The organism is Bradyrhizobium sp. MOS002 (assembly GCF_003020115.1).
Classification (GTDB): Bacteria; Pseudomonadota; Alphaproteobacteria; order Rhizobiales; family Xanthobacteraceae; genus Bradyrhizobium.
In genome coordinates this window covers 275,100-298,770 of sequence record NZ_PYFX01000003.1, presented here as the reverse complement: position 1 = coordinate 298,770, position 23,671 = coordinate 275,100, and the positions used below count along the sequence as shown (strand labels likewise).

Below are 23,671 nucleotides of genomic sequence, written 5' to 3'. Positions count from 1 at the left end.
CTGGGTCACTCGTTGACGGCGCGGATCGCGGGTGCGGCCGTCGCTTCGTTGCGATCGAAGCCGGCGCGCGTCTGCACCACGTAGAGCGGGCGGCGCTTCACCTCGGCATGGATGCGGCCGACGTAAAGCCCCACGATGCCCGTCATCAGCATGTTCATTCCACACAGCAGGGACACGACCACGATCGTCGAGGACCAGCCGGTGACGAGATGACTGTCGTTGCTGAGCCACAACAGGATCACCCAGCCGCCGTATAGCAGCGCGAGACCCGAGACCGTCAATCCGCACCAGATTGCGAGCCGCAAGGGCAGATCGGAAAAGCCGAGCGCGGCGTTCATCGCGAGCCGCACCATCTTGAAGAGCGGATATTTGGTCTCGCCGGCTGCACGCTCGAGGCGGTGGAAGGTGACCTCCGCCTGCCGGAAGCCGAGCCAGGCGATCATGCCGCGTACGAAGCGGTCCTGCTCCGGCATCTGCCGAAGCGCGTCGAGCACCTTGCGATCGATCAGGCGGAAGTCGCCGACATCAGCGGGGATGCCGACCGAAGACATCCTGCCGAGAAGCCGGTAGAACAGATGCGCGGTCGCGCGCTTGAACCGGCTTTCGCCGTCGCGCGACAGGCGGCGGGCGTGGACGATGTCGTTGCCTTCCTGCCATTTTGCGATCAATTGCTCGATCACTTCGGGCGGATCCTGCAAATCGGCATCCAAGACGATGATCGCTTCACCTTGCGCGGCGTCCATGCCGGCGGTGATGGCGATCTGATGCCCGAAATTTCGCGACAGGCCGATATAGCGAAAGCGCGGGTCGCGCGTGGCGAGCGCCTGCAGCACGATCGAGCTGGAATCACTGCTGCCGTCGTCGACGAAGATCGCCTCTGCCGGCCCGTCGAGCCGGGACAGCACCAGGTCGAGCCTGCGCAGCAGGACCGGCAGCACGGCTTCCTCGTTGAACACGGGGATGACGAGGCTGTAGCGGATCGACTGGGGATTGGCCGCCATGCGAGAGATTCCAACTCGTTGCAGGAGCGGAAGTCTATGCCGGCGGTGGTTAAGGTGGCCTTGCCACAACCGTTAAGGATATGGGGCGCTGGGGTGGCTTCCAGAAGGCGGTGCGGATGGTGACGCCTGATTAACCACACTAGGCAGCGCGGCTTCGCCTAGGATCTGCGGCGGATCTTGTAGAGAACAAATCGCTCTGAGGTATCCAGCGCCTCCAGCAGATCCGGCAGCGGGTTTGCGGCCCGCGGCCCGAGGACATAGAGATAGTCGTAATCTTGGTGCCAGGTGCGGACGAACGGCGGAACGCCCGCCGGCGGCCGGCTTTCCGCAATCGCGGTAAGCACGTCTAGCGGCATTGGCCCGCCGTAGGGAATGGCAAGACGGCGCACCTCCTCGCGTGGCCGCACGGGCTGCTTGCCCGCTTCCGTGAATAAATTGGGCACGAACGCGTTGGCATAGTGCACGGCGAGCGTCGGCGCATAATACATCGGATAGGAGGTGAGGTCGGCGAAGGGCGGGTCTCCATTGTCGTCCGTGCTGGCGACGAGGATGCGAGAGCCGCGATCGATCTTGTGGAACGACTCGATGATGGCCGCATAGTCGGTGCGGTAAGGCAACCACACCGCGAGCACGACGGCGAGATTGATCAGTATGATGCCACTGATCGCGGCGAGCGCTGCCATGCTCCATGCCCGGCTGGGCAGCGTCAGCGAGCAGAAGGCCGGCAGGATCAGAGCCGCAGCGGGAATCACGCGCAGGTCGACGAACGAGGTTCCGAACAGCTTCGAGGGAATGACAACGTAGAGCAGCGCGAAGCCGATCGCGAGCCAGATCCCGGCTGCCTCGAGCTTGAGGACGCCACGCCTTGCGGCGAAGAACAGCGAGCTCATCAGCATCAGTCCGGTCGCAGCCGCGACCGTCAAATTGTAACCGTTCATGATGCGCAACGGCCAAATCGGCTTGAACCCGAGGAACCAGCTCGTTCCTTCGCTTCCGATCGAGCCCGCGGTCATGCGCATGATCCCAAACAGGGCAAGCGCCGGTATCGCCAACGCGGCGAGCCGCGCGGCAGCGACACCGTACGATATTCGCCCATCGCGGATGCGCGAGAGCTCGTAAAGGCCGAGCGTCGCGCCGTAGATGCCGAGGGAAAAGAAATGCGCCGCAAACAGCGCAGCGACGAAGACCATGTTGACGATGAAACGCAGTGGCCAAGGGCGTTCCGAGAGCATCAGGTAGATGGCGATGCCGCAGAGAGCGAGGCCCAGTCCGAACTCGAAATTCACGAAGCCCCAGCTGAAAGGCAGACAGTAGAGGAAAGCGAGCGCCGCAAAGCCGGCGAGATGGACCCGTCCCTTCCGCGCCCATTCGAGCAATAGCGCGCCCCCGACGATCAGCAATTGGCTCAGGAGCAGAAACAGCCGTGTGGCGTTCTCGACGCTGATCAGCCGCGCCATCTGCGGGACCAGCAGATCCATGCCAAGGTTGGGATAGAATGCCCAGGCCACTTCGTAATGCGGATTGGCGTCGGGGGTGCCGTTCTGGCTCAGAATATACATCCGGGCGAGGTGATTGGGATAGTCGACCATCGCGGGGATAGGGGTGAGCAGCACCGGAAGAAACGAGACGGCCGCCAGCATCGCGAGAACGGTGATCGCCACCGATCGGTCCGAGCCAAGACGAGTCCGGATTGTCAAGGTCGGCTTGTCGGAAGGAATCATGTCATCGGGCCGCCGGAGTTTGAGCTTACGCTCTACGATGGCGCAGCCGCACGACACAACGCCATAATGCGAACTTCGCGACAATCAAGTTGGGGCCGCGAGAACACCAAACGCGTGTCCGTATCGGAACGTCGATTGGAAAGAGGAGCCCTTCATCGGGCGCGCTGCACGCGGACTTGCGCTGATCGGATTATGGCGCGCCGGCTATGGCGGCTACTTCACCGCCGCGCTGATCGAGTTGAATTTGCCGCTCAGGAGTGCGCTGCCCGTGTTGTTCACGGCCGTGATGATCGCGAGCGCGATGCCGGTGGCGATCAGACAATACTCGATGGCGGTGGCACCATTCTCATCGGCAAGAAATGACTTGAGCAAAGTCATCGTCAACTCCTGTTCATCCGTCCAACGTAGGCTGGTGCCGTTTTCGGAATGGTAAATTGATTCACTAATTTTTCGTGGGCGCATCAAAACGCAGGTCGGATGGTCCTCGCCTGTCGTTTCATATCGTGTCATTGATTGACTTAAGGTTTCGTCACCCAATTCGGATGCATTTGGCGATGTCTTCATCGCGTCTCAGGACGCGATCGGGCGTTCCGGCGCGGCCTTGCCGGGGCGTTTCAGTACCGCCGCGAGGCGTCCGACCAGATAGCTCACCACGCGCGGCTGGGCCCGCGCGGCGCCGCCGGCGAGGCTTTCTTCCTCGGCCGTGTCGTTGACGATGCCGATGTAGTTCTTTCTGGCGTCCTGCGGCTGCACGAGGCTGCAAATCCCGGGTTTAATCGAGGGGCGACCATGCTGTGCGTAGCGGGAACCGGCGGTTAATTTTGTCGTCCGTAGGATTACGCCTCGTCCCCGCGACCGCAGGCGGACACTGAAAGCGATGGGGCAGCTTAACGGATCGTTGAGCCTGTTCTTGAACCTGTTCTTGGGCAGGTCGGCGGCGGATCGGAAGGCAGACCCAGTGCGGTGCCGTGCTCACTCGCGCCGACCGTCCGCATTCAGCGCCCGCAACACCGCGATGCGGGCGAACATCATCCAGCCGCCGCCGGTCTCGGCCGCGTTGATCAGGGCCTCGATCGCGGTCTGCCAGTGGCTCGCATGCTGCGTGTCCTCGGGCAGTCGCATGATGTGATCGGCAGCTTCTTGCAGCGTCCGCAGCTTGCGCCTGCCGCGCAACGGAATGGGGTCGTCGAACGCGGCCGACCAGGGCATGTCAGGTCGGCCGATCGGCGAGGGGAGGCATCACGGCGTCGTCGCTGTGCGATGCTGCTAGCCGGCCTTCTTCGCCCGCGCCGGCGCGCGCACCGGCTTGTCGGCCTTTTTGGGAGCGGCTTTCGCAGCAGCATCCTTGCCGCCCTTGCCGGCGATCGGCAGCAGCATCTCGCGCTGGCCTTCGACGCGCTTCTTCGGCTTCTTGCCCTTGACGGCGTCCTTGGTCACGTCCTTGGCCACCTTCGCGGGGCCTGCGTCCTTCTCGTTCGCGATGCTCTTCTTCAGCGCGTCCATGAGGTTGATGACGTTGCCGCCGGTCTTGGGCGCGGCCTTTGCTGCGATGGGCGCGCCGCTGCGCTTCTTGTTGATGAGGTCGATCAGCGCGGTCTCGTAATGGTCCTCGAACAGCTCGGGCTCGAACGCGCCGGACTTCTTCTCGACGATGTGCTTTGCGAGGTCGAGCATGTCCTTGGTCAGCTTCACGTCCTGGATGTCGTCGAAATAGTCCTTCTCGCCGCGGACCTCATAGGGGTAGCGCAGCAGCGTCCCCATCAGGCCGCTCCCGAGTGGCTCCAGCGCGATGATGTGCTCGCGGTTGGTCAGCACCACACGGCCGATCGCGACCTTGTCCATGCTCCGGATCGTCTCGCGGATCACCGCGAAGGCGTCGTGGCCGACCTTGCCATCGGGCACGAGATAATAGGGACGGATCAGATAGCGGCTGTCGATGTCGGTCTTCGGTACGAACTCGTCGATCTCGATCGTGTGGGTCGAGTCCAGCGCGATGTCGTCGAGCTCGTCCTTGGTGACCTCGATATAGGTGTCGGTGTCGACCTTGTAGCCCTTGACGATGTCCTCCGAGGTCACCTCGTCACCGGTCTCGGCGTCGACCTTGAGGTACTTGATCCGGTGGCCGGTCTTGCGGTTGATCTGGTTGAACGAGACCTTCTCGGTATCCGAAGTGGCCGGATAGAGCGCGACCGGGCAGGTCACGAGCGACAAACGCAGAAAACCCTTCCAATTGGCGCGGGGGGCCATGGGCTACTCCAAACGCAACGGGGACAGAAGACGAGGATACCATCGGGGAACAACGAATCATAGCAAGGCGGATCGCTGAATCTTGCAACTGCGTTAACCGGCCGCCCAGCGCGCGGTTGCAGCCTGATCGGGCCGCAAAGGCCGGAACATCATATCCCATCATGCGTTGCCACGAGACATTCCGCCGCGAGGAGTCGCGGCCATCCGACGCGACAGCCAGAAATTGAGGTCACCATGGCAACCACGCGAGACCAACGTCAGATCGTGGAAACTCCGACAGAGGCGCGCCAGGGCGAGCCCGGGCCGTCGGTGGCGGCGCTGCTCGCCATATCCACAGGGCTCGCGATCCTGATCCTCGCGGTCATCTGGTTCGTGTTCTTCCGGACCTGATCGGCGGATCGATCGGACGGTTCGCACCTTACGACTCGCCGCGTAACGCGGCACATTGCGCCCGCCATGCCGCCGGTTCGTCCGGTGGCCTGGCGGGCGCAGTGCGTTGACCGCGATCAGGTCGGAGATGACCAAAAAGTAACACGGCCGGTTCCCCGTGTTCATATTCAGTTCACGCCGGAATTGCTCATCTGTGCGGGTGTTCATGCGGCCTAATTCGGGAGAGAAGCGTGCGCCTGCTCGTCGTTGAGGACGACCCCGATCTCAATCGCCAGCTTACCAAGGCGCTAACCGACGCCGGTTATGTCGTCGATCGCGCCTTTGACGGAGAGGAGGGGCATTATCTCGGTGACAACGAGCCCTACGACGCCGTGGTGCTCGACATCGGCCTGCCGAAGAAGGACGGCATCTCGGTGCTGGAAGCCTGGCGGCGCAACGGCCGCACCATGCCGGTCCTGATCCTCACCGCGCGCGACCGCTGGAGCGACAAGGTCCAGGGCTTCGATGCCGGCGCCGACGACTATGTCGCAAAGCCGTTCCACCTGGAGGAGGTGCTGGCGCGCATCCGCGCGCTGCTGCGCCGCTCCACCGGCCATGCCCAGAGCGAGCTGAGCTGCGGCCCCGTCACGCTCGATACCAGGACCGGCCGGGTCAGCGTATCAGGCAATCCCATCAAGATGACGTCGCACGAGTATCGGCTTCTGGCCTACCTGATGCATCATTCGGGGCGCGTCGTGTCCCGCACCGAGCTGGTCGAGCATCTCTACGACCAGGACTTCGACCGCGACTCCAACACCATCGAGGTCTTCGTCGGCCGCATCCGCAAGAAGCTCGACGTCGACATCATCCAGACCGTCCGTGGCCTCGGCTATCTCCTGACTCCGCCGACCCCCGGCGCTTGAAGCGTGGCGTCTCGAACTATCTTGTCTAGACGTATCTTGGCTTGACGGGCGGCCCGGCAGAGGCCTTGTTCGGGTCATGAGTTCCGATGCCATGCCACCCCGCGCCTCCGGGATCATTCCGATGCCCGCCAGCTCGCTTGCGAACCGCCTGTTCCTGTCGGCGACCGCGTGGCTCGTGGTGATCCTGGCCATCACCGGCGTGGTGCTGTCGTCGGTTTACAAGAACGCCACGGAGCGCGCCTTCGACCGCCGGCTCAATCTCTATCTCCGCACACTGATCGCCGAGGTTGCCACCCCCGACGAGCCCCCGGATCGCCAGTTCCAATCGCTCGGCGAGCCTCTGTTCGAGCTGCCGTTGTCCGGCTGGTACTGGCAGATCACGCGGACCGACACCGAAAAGCCGGAGGTGCGCTCGTCGCGCTCGCTCTGGGACAAGAAGCTGCCGAAGCTGGAAGAGCAGGGCACCGAGCTTACCGCCGCCGGCATCCGGATCGCCTATGTCGACGGTCCCGAGGGACAGAACCTGCGCATGGTGGAGCGGCCGGTCGATCTCGGCGCGGACGGCAAATTTCTCGTCAGTGTCGCCGGCGACGACACCGAGATTTTCGACGAGACGCGCAGTTTCGATTATTACCTCGGCGGCACCTTCACCGCGCTCGGCATCGTGTTGCTGCTGACCACCGTGTTCCAGGTCCGCTTCGGTCTCGCGCCGCTCAAGCGCATCTCCGAATCCATCGCCGACATCCGGTCCGGGCGGGCGGAGCGGCTCGAGGGCGAGTTCCCGGTCGAGATCGCACCGCTGGCGCGCGAGACCAACGCGCTGATCGACGCCAATCGCGAGATCGTCGAGCGCGCACGCACCCATGTCGGCAATCTCGCCCACGCCATCAAGACGCCGCTCTCGGTCATCGTGAACGAGGCCGGCGCGCATGCCGCCGATCCGTTCGCGGCAAAGGTGATGGAGCAGGCCGACGTGATGCGCGACCAGGTCGCCCATCATCTCGAGCGCGCGCGCATCGCGGCGCGGGTCTCGGTTGTCGCGACGGTGACGGAGGTCGCACCGGCCATCGAGGCACTGCGGCGGACCATGGAGAAGATCCACCGCGGCCGCGGCATCGTGGTCGAGGCCGAGGCCGATCCGTCGGCGAAATTTCGCGGCGAGCGGCAGGATCTGGAGGAGATGGTCGGCAATCTCGTCGACAACGCCTGCAAATGGGCGGCCTCGCGGATCTTCATCGAAGTTCTTGTGGAAGCGCCCCATCAGGCGAGCGCCGGTCCGCGGCTGCATGTGATCGTCGACGACGATGGCCGCGGCCTGTCGGAGGCCGAGCGCACCCAGGTCTCACGGCGCGGCCAGCGGCTCGACGAGTCCAAGCCCGGATCGGGGCTTGGGCTGTCGATTGTGACCGAGCTCGCTGCGCTCTACGGCGGCAGCCTCTCCCTCGGCCGCGCGCCGACCGGAGGCCTGCGGGCGGAGCTGGTCCTCCCCGCTGTATAATCCCTTGTTCCGACGCGACTATTTGGCTTACGGCACGTCGATCCGAACGAAAGCAGGGGTATTCGGAGCGACTTCCTAAACGGCTTCTTAAGTGGGCCCACCTATGATCGAGCAGGACGGATCCCACGTCCGCCATTTTACCGTTCATTATCCGGGCGCATGAGCCAGACATCGATCGAGCGGCTGAGGGAATATCTCGCGCAGCTCCCGCCGCAGGCGCAGGCGCTGCTGATGCGGGAGTTCGAGCGTGCGCTCGAGCGCGGCCAGGACACTGCCGTGGCGACCCTCGTGCTCGACCAGCTGCGCAAGATCGTCCGCAAGACGGAAGCCGACGAGGCCGCACCGCCGCGCACTGACGATCTGTCGCGGCTGCTGTTCCAGGTGCTGGAACCATTCCTGGTCGAAGCAGGCGCCCCGATCCGGGTCGGGCAGATTCGCCGCTCCTCGCTGGCTCCGATCTGGCAATGGCTCGGCCGCGACGGTGCTCCGGACAAGCTGAGCGAATTCGAGGCGGCGCTGGCACGTACGCCGGTCGACAGTGCAGGCCAGGTCGAAGCGCTGGCCTCGAAGCTCCAGGCGGTCGCCGCGGACGCCATCTTCGAGCTGACCGGGCCGGGCGGCGGCGACAAGTCGCGTGCGCTTGCCCGCGTTGGCCCGCCCAACGTGATCGAGGACCTCTATTCGACCGGGGCGGTGCTCGCAGTCCGCGAGGCTATTGCCACCCTGAACGAGAAGCTGCCGCGCTCCCTGCGCGCCTTCGGCGATGCCCAGATCGCCTCGGTGACTGCGGCGCTCAACATTCCCGTCCTCCAGACGCCGCAGATGCTGCCCTTCGCGCTGTCGATCGTCGTGCAGCGGATGACCGCGCCGTGGCAGATCATCCGCCTCGCCATCAAGATTGCCGCGTCTGACGATGAGATCCGGGTCGCGGCAACGCCCTATGGCGTCGCCGTCACGATCGCGCTGCATGATCTGTCCTGTGTCGCCGCCATCCTGCGCATGGACATCAAGCGCGGCCATTTCGACAACGTCGCCGGCAATCTCAAGACGCTGCACGACGGCGTCCGCGGCCTGCGTACCGAACTCGACCTGCGCAACGATTCCGCCTGGGGCAAGCAGTTGACCTCGATCCGGGCCGACATCTCCAACGCGCTGCAATCCGAGATCGACAGTGTTCCCGGCCGTGTCCGCCGCATCCTGCGCCAGCGCGCCGAGAAGGACATTCCGCCGGGCGCGCGGATCGACAGCACCGAGGTCGAGGAAACCGTGGCGCTGATCGATTTTGTCGCGACCTGCCGCAATTATGCGAGTGAGCTTGCGATCAACGAGGTGACACTGCGCACCTATTCCGACCTCCAGCAATATGTCGAGCGTTCGACAGAGCAACTGGTGCAGTCGCTGCGCGGCGCCGATCACAAGGTTCGCACCTATCGGCAGCAGCAGGTGCAGGCCGCGATCCGCTTCTGCCAGGTGCTGTTCGGCGATGATTATGCCTCGCTGATGAGCCGCGCCGCGGAGAACGCGGCCACGGGCGAGCGCAAATCGTCGCGCGCGAGCTGATCCAGGCGCATATTTTTGTGATCACAATTTTAGGTTGACGGTGTCGGTGACGGGCCCTACGCTCACCGTGCAAACTTCTATATTTCTATCTGTGGGCGCATGAAACCCGTTATCAGTTCCATCGAAATCGAGAATCGCGTCGTCGTTGCCAAATATCAAAGGCTGATGGTCGGCGCGAAGGTGGTGCTGGTCGAGAAGGCAAGCGGTCGGCAGCTTCCTGAGACCGTCACCAGGGTTGCATCGCCCGTTCCCGTCGGGGCGTTGCGCATCAGATTGCCCGACGCGATCCTGCCGGGAACATACTTCCTGAGGGCCTTCGACGGGCACGGCGAGGACGCCGCTCAAAGCTCGGACTTCGAGATCGGCTAAGCCGTTGGATTTTCATCGTTTCGGGACTGTGCGCGGTCGCGCCGAATTGACAATTGTCAATTGCCGCATCGTCAGGCCGTGGTGTAAAGCCACCAGTGGGCGCGGTTCGCGCGCTGCCGGAAGCTTGCCAGATGACGCTATGGTTCGTGTTCGCGCTGATGACGGTTGCGGCTATCTTCGCCGTGCTTCTGCCGCTCGGCCGTAGCGGACGCGCGCAAAATCAGGGCAGCGAGGTCGCGGTCTACAAGGACCAGCTCGCCGAGATCGAGCGTGACCTTGCCGCAGGGCTGATCGCAGCGCCTGAAGCCGAGGCCGCGCGCGTCGAGGTCAGCCGCAGGCTGCTCGCCGCGGCCGGCAGCGAGCCCGCAACGGCACCGAAATCCAGTGTCAAATGGCGCCGCGCTGCGGCCGTGCTGGCGCTTGCCGGCCTGCCGCTGGTTGCGGTCGGCGTCTATGCGCCGCTCGGCTCGCCCAGACTCCAGGACTTTCCGCTGGCGCAGCGGGAGCGCGGATCCGGGTCGGGCATGGCGCAGTCGCTCGAGAATCTGGTCGTGCAGGTCGAGCAACATCTGGAAAAGAATCCGACCGACGGGCGCGGCTGGAACGTGATCGCGCCCGTACTGGAGCGGCTTGGCCGCTTCGACGACGCGGTGCGCGCCTATCGCAACTCGCTCACCTACAATGGCGAGAGCGCAGAGCGCCGGTCCGATCTCGGCGAAGCGATCTCGGCCGCCGCCGGTGGTGTCGTGACCGCCGAAGCCAAGAGCGAGTTCGAGCGCGCGCGCGCGCTCAGCGCCGACGACCCCAAGGCGAACTATTTTCTCGGTCTCGCCGCCGAGCAGGACGGCCGCAAGGACGATGCCGCCAATATCTGGCGCGCGCTGCTGGCGAAAGCGCCGGCGGATGCGCCGTGGCGCCCTCTCGTGCAGACCTCGCTCGCGCGGGTCGGCGGCGGTGGCGCTACGATGCCGGCGCTGTCGGATGAGACCCTCGCAGCTTCCAAGGACATGAAAGAGGGCGACCGCAACGCGATGGTTCGTGGCATGGTCGAACGGCTCGCCACGCGCCTCAAGCAGAACGGCGACGACGTCGAGGGTTGGCTGCGCCTGGTGCGCGCCTATCTCGTGATGGGTGATCGCGACAAGGCGGTGGGGGCATCGACCGATGCCCGCCAGGCGGTTGCCAACGATGCAGCGCGCTTGCGCCAGCTCGATGAAGGCCTCAAGACGCTCGGGCTCGACGGATGACGATGTCAGGACGAGACGGGCAGGGAATGGATACGCCATGACGCGCAAGCAGCGACGTATGACCATCATCGGCGGCTCGCTTGCCGTGCTCGCGCTCGCGGCCGCGCTGGTGCTCAACGCACTGCGCGACTCCATCGTGTTCTTCTCGACGCCGACCATGGTCGCCGAGAAGCACGTCGCGCCCGGCAAGCGGTTTCGCCTCGGCGGCCTGGTGCAGCCCGGCTCGCTCCAGCGCGGCGACAATCTCGCAGTGACCTTCGAGGTCGCCGACGGCGGCGCAAAGCTTCCGGTCGCCTTCAAGGGCATTTTGCCCGATCTGTTCCGCGAAGGGCAGGGCGTCGTCGCCGAAGGCGCGCTCGACGCCGATGGCGTGTTCAAGGCGGACACCGTGCTCGCCAAGCACGACGAAACCTACATGCCCAAGGACGTTGCCGATGCCCTGAAGAAGCAGGGGCACTGGAAGGACGATTACGGTGCCAAAGCTTCCGATGGCGTAAAACCGGGGGCTACGACCGCGCAAGGCAACCCGCAGGGAGCAGTGCGGTGATCGCGGAATCAGGACATTACGCGCTGGTGCTGGCGCTCGGACTGGCTCTGATCCAGTCCATCGTGCCCCTGATCGGCGCGCGCCTGTGCGATGACGCGCTGATGAATGTCGCGCGTTCCACCGCGCTGGCGCAGCTTCTTTTCGTCGGTGCGTCGTTCATCGCGCTTGTGACGCTGCACGTGAATTCGGACTTCTCCGTCGCCAACGTCTACGAAAATTCCCACTCGATGAAGCCGCTGCTCTACAAGATCACCGGCGTGTGGGGAAACCATGAAGGCTCGATGCTGTTGTGGGTGTTGATCCTCGCGCTGTTCGGCGGATTGGTCGCGGCCTTCGGCAATAATCTGCCGCTGTCGCTGCGCGCGCATGTGCTGGCCGTACAGGCGTGGATCGCCAGCGCCTTCTATCTCTTCATCCTGGTGACCTCGAATCCGTTCCTGCGCATTGCCAACCCGCCGATCGAGGGTCGCGATCTCAATCCGGTGCTTCAGGACATCGGCCTCGCCGTGCATCCGCCAATGCTCTATCTCGGCTATGTCGGCTTCTCGATCTCGTTCTCCTTCGCGATCGCGGCGCTGCTGGAGGGTCGGATCGACGCGGCCTGGGCGCGCTGGGTGCGGCCGTGGACGCTGGTCGCCTGGATCTTCCTGACGCTCGGTATCGCCATGGGCTCGTACTGGGCCTATTACGAACTGGGTTGGGGCGGCTGGTGGTTCTGGGACCCGGTCGAGAATGCTTCGCTGATGCCGTGGCTTGCCGGCACCGCGCTGCTGCATTCGGCTCTGGTGATGGAGAAACGCAACGCGCTGAAGGTCTGGACCATCCTGTTGTCGATCCTGACCTTCTCGCTATCGCTGCTCGGCACCTTCCTGGTGCGCTCGGGGGTCATCACCTCGGTGCATGCCTTCGCGACCGATCCAACCCGCGGCGTGTTCATTCTCCTGATTCTCTGCCTGTTCATCGGCGGCAGCCTGTCGCTGTTCGCGGGGCGCGCGACTTCGTTGAAGCAGGGCGGCTTGTTTGCGCCGATCTCGCGCGAGGGTGCGCTGGTGCTGAACAATCTGCTGCTCACGGTCGCCTGCGCGGTGGTGCTGTTCGGCACGCTCTATCCGCTGGCGATGGAGATGCTCGCCGATTTCAAGATGTCGGTCGGCGCGCCGTTCTATAACCTCACCTTCGCTCCGCTATTCACGCTGTTGCTGCTCGCCGTGCCGTTCGGGCCGTTGCTGGCATGGAAGCGCGGCGATCTGCTCGGCGTCACCCAGCGTCTGCTCGCGGCCGGCGTCGCCGGGCTTGTCGCCGTCGCCATCGTCTGGGGCTGGGCAAGCGGAGGCAGCACACTGGCGCCGCTCGCGATCGGGCTTGGCATCTTCGTCATCGCCGGTGCCGTCACTGATATCGTCGAGCGTACCGGCCTCGTGCGGCTACCGTTCGCAACGGCGCTGCACCGGGCTCGCGGCTTGCCGCGCTCGGCCTGGGGCTCCGCGTTTGCGCATGCCGGCCTCGGCGTCGCGCTGATCGGGATCGTCTGCGAGACCACCTGGAACAGCGAATATATCGCGACGATGAAGCAGAACGACGTCGCCCATGTCGCCGGCTATGACGTCAAGCTGGACGGCCTGTTTCAGCGTCAGGGGCCGAACTTCCACGAGATGATCGCCGAATTCAACGTCAGCCACGACGGCGAGAAGCTCAGCGTGATGACTCCGTCCAAGCGCAGCTTCACCACCCGCGGCTCCTCGACCACCGAGGCCGCACTGCTGACGCGCGGCGCCAGCCAGCTCTACATCTCGCTCGGCGACGCCACTGCCGAGGGCGCCATTGCCGTGCGCATCTATCACAAGCCGTTGGTGCTGCTGATCTGGTGGGGGCCGGTGCTGATGGCGTTCGGCGGCGTGCTGTCGCTGTCGGACCGGCGCCTGCGGGTCGGTGCGCCGAAACCGGCGCGGGCCAAGCAGCGCCTGCAGCCGGCGGAGTGATCCGATGCGCCGAATGATGGTCGCGTTCGTCGCGCTGATGCTGCTGGCCTTGCCTGCGGCGCATGCCGTACAGCCCGACGAGATCATGTCGGACCCTGCGAAGGAGTCGCGTGCACGCGACTTGTCGCGCGAGCTGCGCTGCATGGTCTGCCAGAACCAGTCGATCGACGATTCCGATGCGCCGCTGGCGCGCGATTTGCGGCTCCTGGTGCGCGAGCGCATCGCGGCCGGCGACAGCAATTCGCAAGTGCTCGATTTCCTGGTCGCGCGCTACGGCGAGTTCGTGCTGCTCAAGCCGCGCTTCGAGCGCCAGAACATGCTGCTTTGGCTGCTCGCGCCGCTGCTGCTGATTGGCGGCGGCCTGGCGCTTTGGCTGCAATTCCGCCGGCGCTCGCGAAATGGTGCAGACGTACCGGCTCCGCCGCTCACGCCCGACGAGGAAGCGCGGCTCGCGGCATTGATGGCGGATGAAGCCAAATCTTAAGCTGCTTTCAGCCTTGGCTGCTTCAAGCTTGGCTGTTTCAAGCCTTAACTGTTTTCAAGCTTGGCCACTTCAAATCGTCCTGGTTACGCAATGATACGTAGCTGCCTGCCGCAGCGTGTTTCATGCTCTGTTGACCTTTGTCTGAAAGCTTGTCGCAAGATTCGATTCCAGACTCTGAGTCCTCAATTATGTTCGCGAACAGCAATCTGACGATCCGCTTCCTGGTCGGCGCCGTCGTCGTTGCATTATTGTTCCTGCTGGGCATCGGCGGCGGCACCGGCTTCGTCGCGGTGCTCTATCTCAACAACGAGATCACCAGCCTGTCGTCCGATTTCGCAGCGCTGAGTGGTCCCGCGCACGACCACGCGATGCAGATCTACCAGCAGGCGCAGACCGCGTTCTCCTATTTTCTCGTCGCTTGCGGCGTGATCGCCGTTGTCGCGATCGCGATCTGCCTCGTCACCTGGTTTGCCGTGCGCAACGGCATCCTCAATCCCCTGGCCGCGATCGTTCATGCCATGCGCGAGGTCGCCGACCAGAAGTTCGAGACATCGGTTCCGGGTCTCGGCGGCACCAACGAGATCGGCCTGCTCGCCGGGGCATTGGAGGTGTTCAAGACCAATGGCCTGGAGCGGCGCCGCCTCGCCGAGCAGCAGCTCCACGAAGCGCAGCATCAGGCCGAGCGGTCGAAATTCCTGGACGCGCGGATCAAGCGCTTCAACGATCTCGTCGCCAGCGTCGTGGACAGCGTGGCATCGTCGGCCGTGCATCTCGAGAGCAACGCAGAGACGTTGTCGCGGACGGCCAACGACACCAGCACCAAGGCCAATGCCGTGGCGAGCGCGGCGAGCCAGGCCAGCGGCAGCGTGCAGACAGTCGCGGGTTCGGCGGAGGAGATGACGAATTCGATCGGCACGATCAGCCGCCGCGTCACGGACGCAACCCTGCGCGCCGAGGGCGCGGCGACGCAGGTCGAGAAGAGCCGCGACACTATCCATTCGCTGTCGGACGCTGCGGACAAGATCGGCGAGGTCGTGCAGCTCGTGCAGGCGATCGCGTCGCAGACCAATTTGCTCGCGCTCAACGCCACCATCGAGGCGGCGCGGGCTGGCGAAGCCGGCAAAGGGTTTGCAGTGGTCGCCTCCGAGGTGAAGAATCTGGCCCACCAGACCAGCAAGGCGACGGAGGAGATCACCTCGCACGTCGCCAGCATCCAGGGCATCACCGCACAGACGCGCGGCGCGATCGACGGCGTCTCGCAGACGTTGTCGGAGATCTCGTCCATCATGTCCGGCATCGAGATCGACACCGCCCAGCAGCGCACCGCCACGCAGGAGATCACGCGGAGCGCCAAGGACGCCGCGCGCGGCACGCTCGACGTCTCCAATCACATCGTCCAGATCACCTCGACGTCCGCCGAGACCGGCCGAATGGCCGCCGAGGCGCGCGATTCCGCGGTCGACCTGTCGCAGCAGGCCGAGACTTTGAAGCGCGAGGTCGACGAATTCATCGTCAGTGTGAGGGCGAGCTGAGAGCCCTGAAAAGGGCGCTTCGGCTGCCACCGGAACTCGATTAAGTTCCTGTAAGACCAGGACTTTCGTTCTGCGATAAACTGCCGCATCGCATTCCCCGTTCATTACAAAAGTTTAACCCCGCCGCCAGCGCACGGTAAGGCGCGAGCCCCCATGTTCAGGTCCGCAAGGTGCTGGCATCCGGCACCAAAATGAATTCAAGGCCCTGGAGATCCCTGCATGAGCGACCGTATCGACCTCTCGAACCTTCCGTCCTACCGGCAGCCGCGCCGGTCGATTTTCTCGGCCCGCAGGATCGCGCTGATGGCGTCGGTTCTCGCTGGTCTCGGGATTGCCGTCCACGGCTTCAGCCCGTCGACCTCGCCGGCCGACTTGTTCTCCAGCCCGGCGCATGCGCAGGTCAACAACGAGGTCCGCAAGGTCGAGCGACCGATCGGCTTCGCCGACATCGTCGAGCGCGTGAAGCCGTCGGTGATCTCGGTGAAGGTCAACATCAAGGAAAAGGCGGCAAGCAACGATGACGGCGATGACGCGCAGTCGCCGTTCCAGCCGGGCTCGCCGATGGAGCGCTTCTTCCGCCGCTTCGGCGGTCCGGACGGGGTCCCGGGTCTGAAGGGTGGTGGTGGTCGTGGCCGCGTCGTGCAGGGCCAGGGCTCCGGCTTCTTCATCTCGGCTGACGGCTTTGCCGTGACCAACAACCACGTGGTCGACGGCGCCGACAAGGTCGAGGTCACGACCGATGACGGCAAGACCTACACCGCCAAGGTGATCGGTACCGACCAGCGCACCGACCTCGCCTTGATCAAGGTCGAGGGAAGCTCGAACTTCCCGTTCGCGAAGCTTGCCGACGGCAAGCCGCGGATCGGCGACTGGGTGCTCGCGGTCGGCAACCCGTTCGGGCTCGGCGGCACCGTGACGGCGGGCATCGTCTCGGCCAGCGGTCGCGACATCGGCAACGGCCCCTATGACGATTTCATCCAGATCGACGCGCCCGTGAACAAGGGCAATTCCGGCGGTCCGGCTTTCGACACCAACGGCGAGGTGATGGGCGTCAACACCGCGATCTACTCGCCCTCCGGCGGCAGCGTCGGCATCGCGTTCTCGATTCCCGCGAGCACCGTGAAGAGCGTGGTAGCGCAGCTCAAGGACAAGGGCTCGGTCAGCCGCGGCTGGATCGGCGTGCAGATTCAGCCGGTGACATCCGACATCGCCGACAGCCTCGGCATGAAGAAGGCCGAAGGCGCGCTGGTTGCCGAGCCGCAGGCGAATGGTCCGGCGGCCAAGGCCGGCATCGAGTCCGGTGACGTGATCACGTCGGTCAACGGCGAAGCGGTCAAGGACGCCCGCGAGCTCGCCCGTACCATCGGCGGCTTGGCGCCCGGCGCGACCGTGAAGCTCAACGTGCTGCACAAGGGTCAGGACAAGGTCGTGAACCTCACCCTCGGCCAGCTGCCGAACACGATCGAGGCCAAGGCCGACATCGACAAGGACAGCGGCAAGGGCGCGAGCCGCGGCACCGATGTGCCCAAGCTCGGCATGACCGTCGCGCCCGCCGATTCCGTGGCCGGCGCCGGCAAGGAAGGCGTCGTGATTACCGAAGTCGATCCGAAGAGCGCCGCAGCCGAACGCGGCTTCAAGGAAGGCGACGTGATTCTCGAAGTCGGCGGCAAGAGCGTGAGCACCGCCGGCGAAGTCCGCGACGCCATCAACACGGCGCGGACCGACAACAAGAACAGCGTCCTGATGCGGGTGAAGAGCGGCGGCCAGTCGCGCTTCGTCGCCGTGCCCATCGCCAAGGGCTAGGCCTCAGGAGGCCCACGAGATGAAGGGTGTCGTCGGCATCAGTCGCCCCCGCCGATGGCGCCCTTCGGGGGAGCAGCGCAACGTTTGCTTCCCCTGTCTACCTTCCGGTGGAATTACGCCCCCCTCCGTCGGAAGGCCTAGGGCGGTGAAGTCCCCCCAGCTTCACCGCCCGCCTTTTTCTCGATGCCAGAGTCTCTCACTCGGCTTGCATGCGATTGCCGCTCGCGCCATGTTTAGAGAAGGTTCACTCCCTTGACCGTTGCCGAACGCACGATGCGCCTCCTCATCATTGAAGACGACCGCGAATCCGCCGACTACCTCGTGAAGGCGTTTCGCGAGGTCGGGCACATTGCCGACCACGCCGCCGACGGCGAGGAAGGCCTCGCCATGGCCGAGAACGGCGATTATGACGTGCTGGTGGTCGACCGCATGCTGCCCAAGCGCGATGGCCTGTCGGTGATCGGCGCGCTCCGCGACAAGGATGATTCGACGCCGGTGCTGATTCTCTCCGCGCTCGGCCAGGTCGACGACCGCATCAAGGGCCTGCGCGCCGGCGGCGACGACTATCTGCCGAAACCCTATTCCTTCGCCGAGCTCCTGGCCCGGGTCGAGGTGCTGTCACGCCGCCGCGGCGGTCCGGCCGAGGACACGCTATACCGCGTCGGCGATCTCGAGCTCGACCGGCTCTCCCACCGCGTCGCGCGCGGCAAGGAGGAGCTGACGCTGCAGCCGCGCGAATTCCGCCTGCTCGAATATTTGATGAAGCATGCGGGCCAGGTGGTGACCCGCACCATGCTGCTGGAGAACGTCTGGGACTATCATTTCGATCCGCAGACCAACGTGATCGACGTGCACATTTCGCGGCTGCGTTCCAAGATCGACAAGGGTTTTGAGCGGCCGCTGCTGCACACGATCCGCGGCGCGGGATACATGATCCGTGACGGCATTCGGTAAACTCGTCCGCACCACAGCATTCCGGCTGACGCTGGTCTATTTGCTGCTGTTCGCGATGTTCGCGGCCTCGCTGCTCGCCTATTTCGCCTGGAATACGCGGCGGCTGATCACCGAGGAGATCACGCAGACGGTCAATGCCGAGACCTCCGAGATCAACGAGATCTACGGTCGCCGGGGCTTGCGTGGTCTCGTGCTCGCGATCGAGTACCGCGCGCTGCGGCCGGGCGCCAACCTCTATCTGGTGACGACGCCGACCGGCCAGTCGATCGCCGGCAATGTCGGCTCGCTCGCGCCCGGCGTGATGGCGACGCGGGGCTGGTCCGAGACCGCCTACCGGCGGATCGAGGACGCCGACGATCGCGACCACCTTGCGCTCGTCCGTGTCACCGAATTGGAAAACGGCTTCCGGCTTCTGATCGGACGCGATCTGGCCGAGCGGCGACGGCTGTTCGGCATCGTGGCGAAGGCGGCGCAATGGTCGATCCTGATCGTGGTGGTGCTCGGCCTCGGCGGCGGCATCTTCGTGGCGCGCAGGGTGCTCAGGCGCATCGATGCGATGAGCGGTACCGCCCATCGCATCATGACCGGCGATCTCAGCGAACGCCTGCCTGTGGGACGCAGCGGCGACGAGCTCGACCGCCTCGCCGAAAATCTCAATGCGATGCTGGAGCGGATCGAGGCGCTGATGGCGGGGCTGAAGGAGGTCTCCGACAACATCGCCCACGACCTCAAGACGCCGCTGACGCGCCTGCGCAACCGCGCCGAGGAGGCGCTGGCGAAATCCGGCGGCGAGGCCGATTACCGCGCGGCGCTGGAGCGGACTATCGAGGAATCCGATGGCCTGATCCGCACCTTCAACGCGCTTCTGATGATCGCGCGCGCCGAGTCGGGGCAGGCGCGCGGCAACATGGATGATTTCGACGCGGCCGATGTCGCCAACGGCATTCACGAGCTCTACGAGCCGCTGGCGGAAGACGACGGCATGACCTTGAAGGTCAGGTGCGAGACGACGCCGGTTCACGCCAACCGCGAATTGATCAGCCAGGCCCTCGCCAATCTTGTCGAGAATGCGATCAAATACGGCAAGCCGGCCGCGCAGCCGGCGGGAACCGTGGTCAGTATGGAGGGCAGGCAGATCACGATCGAATCGAGGCGCGAGGGCGATCAGGTGCTGCTCAGTGTCACCGATCGCGGTCCCGGCATCCCCGAAGCCGACCGCAAGCATGTCGTGGAACGATTCGTGCGGCTGGAAGCCAGCCGCACGCTGCCTGGATCCGGCCTCGGCCTCAGTCTCGCCTCCGCGGTCGCGACATTGCATGGCGGTGAGTTGAGGTTGGGTGACGCCCAGCCCGGACTTGTCGCCACGCTGGCGCTGCCGGCGCGCGCGGGGGCCGGCGACAGGGTTGCTCCGCCAATGCAGGATGTGCCACAGAAGGTGGCATGAACCATTCCGCGCCGGGAAACGCGGACAAGCATGGTGAGAGCCTGGCCGCACGCTTCGCGGAGGCTCCCCATATTGCCGCTTCCGTCACCGACCAAGGACGTTTTGAAAGCTGGCTGGCCGAGCTCGAGCCCGCGCAATTCACCCGTTTTGAACCGCTGCTGGCTCATCGCTTCGCGCGGGACATTCTGGCCGGCATCGTGGAATTCTCGCCTTATCTGTCCGAGCTGGTGCGCGCTGATCAGCAGCGCCTGATCCGGCTGCTGGAATGCGATCCGGATGCGCATCTCGCCACGCTGGTCGCGGAGGCGAACGGCGCCGTGCTCGCGGCATCCGACGAAGCCGAGGTGATGCGGTTGCTTCGCCGCATGAAGGCGGAGGCCGCGCTCCTGACCGCACTGTGCGACATCGGCGGGGTCTGGCCGGTGATGCGGGTGACCGCAGCGCTCACCGATGTCGCGGTGTCCTCGGTGCGGGCGGCGCTTCAATACCTCCTGCGGCAGGAAGCCGCACGCGGCAAGCTCTCGCCGCCCAATCCCGAGGCTCCGGAGGAGGGCTGCGGGCTGATCGTGCTTGCGATGGGCAAGATGGGCGCAGGCGAGCTGAACTATTCCAGCGACATCGATCTCATCGTGTTCTTCGATCCCGACAATACGACGCTGGCCGCGGATATCGAACCCCAGCCATTCTTCGTGAGGGTGACGCAGGGGATGGCACGCATTCTTCAGCAGCGCACCTATGACGGCTATGTCTTCCGCGTCGATCTGCGCCTGCGTCCCGATCCATCCTCGACGCAGGTGGCGATTTCGCGCGACGCCGCGCTGAACTATTACGAGCGGGAAGGGCGTACCTGGGAGCGCGCCGCGATGATCAAGGCGCGCGCCTGCGCCGGCGATCCCAGAGCGGGCGAGGCGCTGCTCGCGGAAATCGCGCCCTTCGTCTGGCGCAAGCATCTCGACTTTGCCGCGCTTGCCGACGTTCACGACATGAAGCGGCAAATGCAGACCTATCGCGGCCAGAGCGAGGTTGCGGTCGAAGGGCACAACGTGAAGGTCGGGCGCGGCGGAATCCGCGAGATCGAGTTCTTCGCCCAGACCCAGCAATTGATCGCCGGTGGCCGGCATCCCGAACTGCGCGTGCGACCGACGCTCGCCGCGCTCGGCGTGCTTGCTTCCAGCAACTGGATCACGGTTGCTGCGCGCGACGAGCTGACCACGGCGTACCAATTCCTGCGCCGGGTCGAGCATCGCCTCCAGATGATCGCCGACGAGCAGACCCACACGCTGCCCGAGGACAAGGAGGCGGTCGAGCGTTTCGCCTGGTTCTTCGGCTATCCGGATCGTGAGGCCTTTGCCCGCGACCTTTTGCGCCAGCTCGAGATCGTCCAGGGTCACTACGAAAAACTGTTCGAGGGCGACGATCCGACCGGCACGGCCAAGCTGCCGGCGCTCGACTACAGCGCGGGTCCCGACGATCCGCGGCTGCTCCAGTACCTGGCGACGCTCGGCTTCAAGAAGCCTGCCGCCGTCGCGCAGACCGTGCGTGACTGGATCACCGGCGAGTACCGCGTGTTCCGCAATGAGGCGACACGAAACGCATTCGTCGAATTCGTGCCGGCCCTGATCGACGGTCTCGCTCATGCCGAGGAGCCGGATCGGGCCGTCGTGGCGTTCGACCATTTCCTTGGGGCGCTTCAGCGCGGCGGCCGGCTGATCACGCTGCTCGGCCAGAATCGCGATCTCGTCGCGCTCGTGGCCCTGGTGCTGGGCGCGGCGCCCCGGCTCGGCGAGATGCTGGCGCGGCAGCCGCAGCTCATGGACGGCCTGATTGATCCGCGCTTCTTCGGCGCCATGCCCGACAGGCAGGAATTGTCGGGGCGGCTCGCGAGCACCGTGCAGGATGCCGGCTCTTACGAAGAGTTTCTCGACCGCTTGCGTCTGTTCGGGCAGGAGAGCCTGTTCCTGATCGGCACGCGCATTCTCTCAGGCACGGTCTCGGCGCAGCAGGCGAGCACGGCCTTTGCCGACGTTGCCGAGGGCATCGTCCATACCGTGCATGGTCTCGTCGCCGACCGCTTCGCCGCCCAACATGGCCGGATCAAGGGGCAGGAGACCGCGATCATCGCGATGGGCCGGCTCGGCAGCCGCGAGATGACCGCGTCGTCCGATCTCGACCTGATCCTGCTTTACGATTTCGACAGCGACAATCCGGACTCCGACGGTGCGAAGTCACTGCAAGGTGCACATTACTTCGCCCGCTTCACCCAGCGCCTGATCAGCGCGTTCACGACGCGGACCAATTACGGCGTGCTCTACGAGATCGACATGCGGCTGCGCCCCTCGGGGCGTGCCGGCCCTGTGGCGTCGAGCCTCGTCTCATTCGCGGACTACCAGGCCAACGAGGCCTGGACCTGGGAGCACATGGCGCTGACGCGCGCGCGCGTCGTGTCGGCTTCGCCCGAATTCCAGGAACGGATCGAGCGCGTCGTCCGCGATGTCCTGACCCGTCGCCGCGATCCCGCAATCACCGCCAACGACGTCGCCGACATGCGGCGTGCGATCGCCCAGGAGAAGGGCGAGGCCGATTGCTGGGATCTCAAATATGCCGCCGGCGGCATGGTCGACATCGACTTCATCGCGCAGTATCTCCAGCTCGTACATGCTCACGAGACGCCGGAGATTCTCGACGTCGGCACCCCGCAGGTGCTGGACAATGCATGCAGGCTCGGCGTGCTCGGGCAATCGGAGACCGAGATATTGCGGGCGGCGACGCGGCTTTATCACGACCTGACGCAGATACTGCGGCTCTGCGTCAGCGACCGGTTCAAGCCGGAAACCGCCGGCACCGACCTCCTGCGCGTGATGGCACGCGCCGGCGACGCGCCGCATTTCTCCTCGCTGGAGGCGCGCGTGAAGGAGACGCAGAGCGAGGTGCGCCGTGTCTTCAGGGCGCTGCTGGAAGCGACGTCGTCGGCGTCAGCGAGGTGAGCGCCTCGCGCACGTTCGGCTCGAGGCCCGCGCCGCCGGCATCGAGATGGGCGAATATCGCGCGCTTCATCCGCGGATCCCAGAACTTCTTGATGTGGTCGGCGATCCCCGGCACGGCCTTGTCGTGGCCCTGGCTCCGGAAGAACGTGCCGATCTGGTTGGCCATGTAGATCAGGCGGTCAGGCGACATCGGCAACCTCCGTGGCATGACGGGCGACAATGCGATCGCCATGCGAAAACACTTCGAACCCGTCCTGGCGGGCGATGGCAATCAGCGTGATGCCAGCGGCCTCCGCGGTGCGCACCGCGAGCGCGGTCGGAGCAGAGACGGCGACTATCACCGGAGCGCCGATGGCCGCGGTCTTCTGCACCATCTCGACCGAGACGCGGCTCGTCAGCAGCACGATGCCGCCGCTTGCAGCCGTACGGCTGCGCGCCAGCGAACCGGCGAGCTTGTCGAGCGCGTTGTGGCGTCCGACATCCTCGCGCAGCGCGACGATACCGACGGCAGGCGACCAGAACGCGGCGGCGTGAACGGCGCGGGTTTGCAAATTGATCGATTGCAGCGGTGCGATGGTCTGCATCGCCGCCATGACCTGGTCGGGCGTAAACGTCTGTCCCTGCGGCACGACGGCTGCTGGCCGCACCACTTCGGCAATCGAGTCGATGCCGCAAATGCCGCAGCCGGTCGGGCCGGCGATGTGGCGGCGACGCTCGCCGATGCGCGCGGCATCTTCCGACGCCAGCCACATGCGCAGCTCGATGCCGTCGTCGAGGCGGACCATTTCGAGCGACTTGATGTCATCGACCGACTTGATGATGCCTTCGTCCAGGCTGAAGCCGACCGCGAAGTCTTCGAGGTTCTGCGGCGTTCCCATCATGACGGCGTAGGTGCCGCCATTGTAGGTCAGCGCCAGCGGCGTCTCCTCCGGGATCAGCCGTGTGCCTTCGGACGCGACACCGTCGCGCCAGATTTCGCGGTCGATAGCCTGGACCGGGACGTGCATGC

General features: G+C 65.0%; 22 protein-coding genes. 14 read left to right on the top strand and 8 right to left on the bottom strand.

Going from position 1 to position 23,671, the window contains the following annotated elements:
- Window positions 1–5: 5 nt before the first annotated feature.
- The 6 genes from C7G41_RS10155 to C7G41_RS10130 form a co-directional block, all read right to left on the bottom strand.
- Entirely contained in the window at window positions 6–1,001 is a 996-nt protein-coding gene (locus C7G41_RS10155) for a glycosyltransferase family 2 protein (RefSeq protein WP_106942435.1), read from the bottom strand.
- 158 nt (window positions 1,002–1,159) lie between these two features.
- On the bottom strand, window positions 1,160–2,722 hold the full coding sequence (locus C7G41_RS10150; protein ID WP_199198290.1) for a hypothetical protein: 1,563 nt from the start codon (window positions 2,720–2,722) through the stop codon (window positions 1,160–1,162).
- A gap of 213 nt (window positions 2,723–2,935) precedes the next feature.
- Complete coding sequence (locus C7G41_RS10145; RefSeq protein ID WP_106942909.1) at window positions 2,936–3,100, bottom strand: Flp family type IVb pilin; 165 nt, start codon at window positions 3,098–3,100, stop codon at window positions 2,936–2,938.
- A 192-nt stretch (window positions 3,101–3,292) separates the two neighbouring features.
- A complete protein-coding gene (locus tag C7G41_RS10140) occupies window positions 3,293–3,475 on the bottom strand; it encodes a hypothetical protein (protein WP_106942433.1) in 183 nt (60 codons plus the stop codon).
- Between the two features lie 219 nt (window positions 3,476–3,694).
- Window positions 3,695–3,931, bottom strand: a complete 237-nt coding sequence (locus tag C7G41_RS10135) for a hypothetical protein (RefSeq protein WP_106942432.1) — start codon at window positions 3,929–3,931, stop codon at window positions 3,695–3,697.
- 57 nt (window positions 3,932–3,988) lie between these two features.
- A complete protein-coding gene (locus tag C7G41_RS10130) occupies window positions 3,989–4,969 on the bottom strand; it encodes a Ku protein (protein WP_106942431.1) in 981 nt (326 codons plus the stop codon).
- A gap of 234 nt (window positions 4,970–5,203) precedes the next feature.
- On the opposite strand from C7G41_RS10130, the gene C7G41_RS37725 reads away from it, so the two are divergent.
- From C7G41_RS37725 to C7G41_RS10065, 14 genes are all read left to right on the top strand, one after another.
- The gene (locus tag C7G41_RS37725) at window positions 5,204–5,359 is read left to right on the top strand and encodes a hypothetical protein (RefSeq protein ID WP_007593402.1); all 156 of its coding nucleotides are present in this window, start codon (window positions 5,204–5,206) and stop codon (window positions 5,357–5,359) included.
- 230 nt (window positions 5,360–5,589) lie between these two features.
- Window positions 5,590–6,261: a response regulator transcription factor gene (locus tag C7G41_RS10125; RefSeq protein ID WP_007593400.1), complete on the top strand. Its 672-nt coding sequence runs from the start codon at window positions 5,590–5,592 to the stop codon at window positions 6,259–6,261.
- A gap of 121 nt (window positions 6,262–6,382) precedes the next feature.
- A complete protein-coding gene (locus tag C7G41_RS10120) occupies window positions 6,383–7,759 on the top strand; it encodes a sensor histidine kinase (RefSeq protein WP_106942430.1) in 1,377 nt (458 codons plus the stop codon).
- A 159-nt stretch (window positions 7,760–7,918) separates the two neighbouring features.
- Window positions 7,919–9,319 (top strand): hypothetical protein, encoded by a 1,401-nt coding sequence (locus C7G41_RS10115; RefSeq protein WP_106942429.1) that lies wholly within the window; start codon window positions 7,919–7,921, stop codon window positions 9,317–9,319.
- Between the two features lie 99 nt (window positions 9,320–9,418).
- On the top strand, window positions 9,419–9,688 hold the full coding sequence (locus C7G41_RS10110; protein WP_106942428.1) for a hypothetical protein: 270 nt from the start codon (window positions 9,419–9,421) through the stop codon (window positions 9,686–9,688).
- 131 nt (window positions 9,689–9,819) lie between these two features.
- Entirely contained in the window at window positions 9,820–10,935 is a 1,116-nt protein-coding gene (gene ccmI, locus C7G41_RS10105) for a c-type cytochrome biogenesis protein CcmI (protein ID WP_106942908.1), read from the top strand.
- A gap of 37 nt (window positions 10,936–10,972) precedes the next feature.
- Window positions 10,973–11,482 carry a cytochrome c maturation protein CcmE gene (gene ccmE, locus C7G41_RS10100; RefSeq protein WP_106942427.1) on the top strand — a complete coding sequence of 170 codons (510 nt, stop codon included), beginning with the start codon at window positions 10,973–10,975 and terminating at the stop codon, window positions 11,480–11,482.
- Window positions 11,479–13,461 (top strand): heme lyase CcmF/NrfE family subunit, encoded by a 1,983-nt coding sequence (locus tag C7G41_RS10095; protein WP_106942426.1) that lies wholly within the window; start codon window positions 11,479–11,481, stop codon window positions 13,459–13,461. The genes ccmE and C7G41_RS10095 overlap by 4 nt, the downstream gene beginning before the upstream one ends.
- Window positions 13,462–13,465: 4 nt before the next feature.
- A complete protein-coding gene (locus C7G41_RS10090) occupies window positions 13,466–13,945 on the top strand; it encodes a cytochrome c-type biogenesis protein (RefSeq protein ID WP_106942425.1) in 480 nt (159 codons plus the stop codon).
- A 188-nt stretch (window positions 13,946–14,133) separates the two neighbouring features.
- Window positions 14,134–15,477, top strand: a complete 1,344-nt coding sequence (locus C7G41_RS10085) for a methyl-accepting chemotaxis protein (RefSeq protein ID WP_106942424.1) — start codon at window positions 14,134–14,136, stop codon at window positions 15,475–15,477.
- A gap of 219 nt (window positions 15,478–15,696) precedes the next feature.
- Window positions 15,697–17,280, top strand: a complete 1,584-nt coding sequence (locus tag C7G41_RS10080) for a Do family serine endopeptidase (protein ID WP_106942423.1) — start codon at window positions 15,697–15,699, stop codon at window positions 17,278–17,280.
- Window positions 17,281–17,553: 273 nt separating this feature from the next.
- Window positions 17,554–18,234, top strand: coding sequence for a response regulator transcription factor (locus C7G41_RS10075; RefSeq protein WP_106942907.1), 681 nt, complete (start codon window positions 17,554–17,556; stop codon window positions 18,232–18,234).
- Window positions 18,218–19,678 carry an ATP-binding protein gene (locus C7G41_RS10070; protein ID WP_106942422.1) on the top strand — a complete coding sequence of 487 codons (1,461 nt, stop codon included), beginning with the start codon at window positions 18,218–18,220 and terminating at the stop codon, window positions 19,676–19,678. Before C7G41_RS10075 ends, C7G41_RS10070 begins: the two co-directional genes overlap by 17 nt.
- Window positions 19,675–22,662: a bifunctional [glutamine synthetase] adenylyltransferase/[glutamine synthetase]-adenylyl-L-tyrosine phosphorylase gene (locus tag C7G41_RS10065; protein WP_106942421.1), complete on the top strand. Its 2,988-nt coding sequence runs from the start codon at window positions 19,675–19,677 to the stop codon at window positions 22,660–22,662. Before C7G41_RS10070 ends, C7G41_RS10065 begins: the two co-directional genes overlap by 4 nt.
- On the opposite strand, the gene C7G41_RS10060 is transcribed toward C7G41_RS10065, so the two are convergent.
- Complete coding sequence (locus tag C7G41_RS10060) at window positions 22,619–22,852, bottom strand: formate dehydrogenase subunit delta (protein ID WP_199198289.1); 234 nt, start codon at window positions 22,850–22,852, stop codon at window positions 22,619–22,621. The genes C7G41_RS10065 and C7G41_RS10060 overlap by 44 nt on opposite strands.
- A complete protein-coding gene (gene fdhD / locus C7G41_RS10055; protein WP_106942419.1) occupies window positions 22,842–23,669 on the bottom strand; it encodes a formate dehydrogenase accessory sulfurtransferase FdhD in 828 nt (275 codons plus the stop codon). The genes C7G41_RS10060 and fdhD overlap by 11 nt, the downstream gene beginning before the upstream one ends.
- Window positions 23,670–23,671 lie beyond the last annotated feature (2 nt).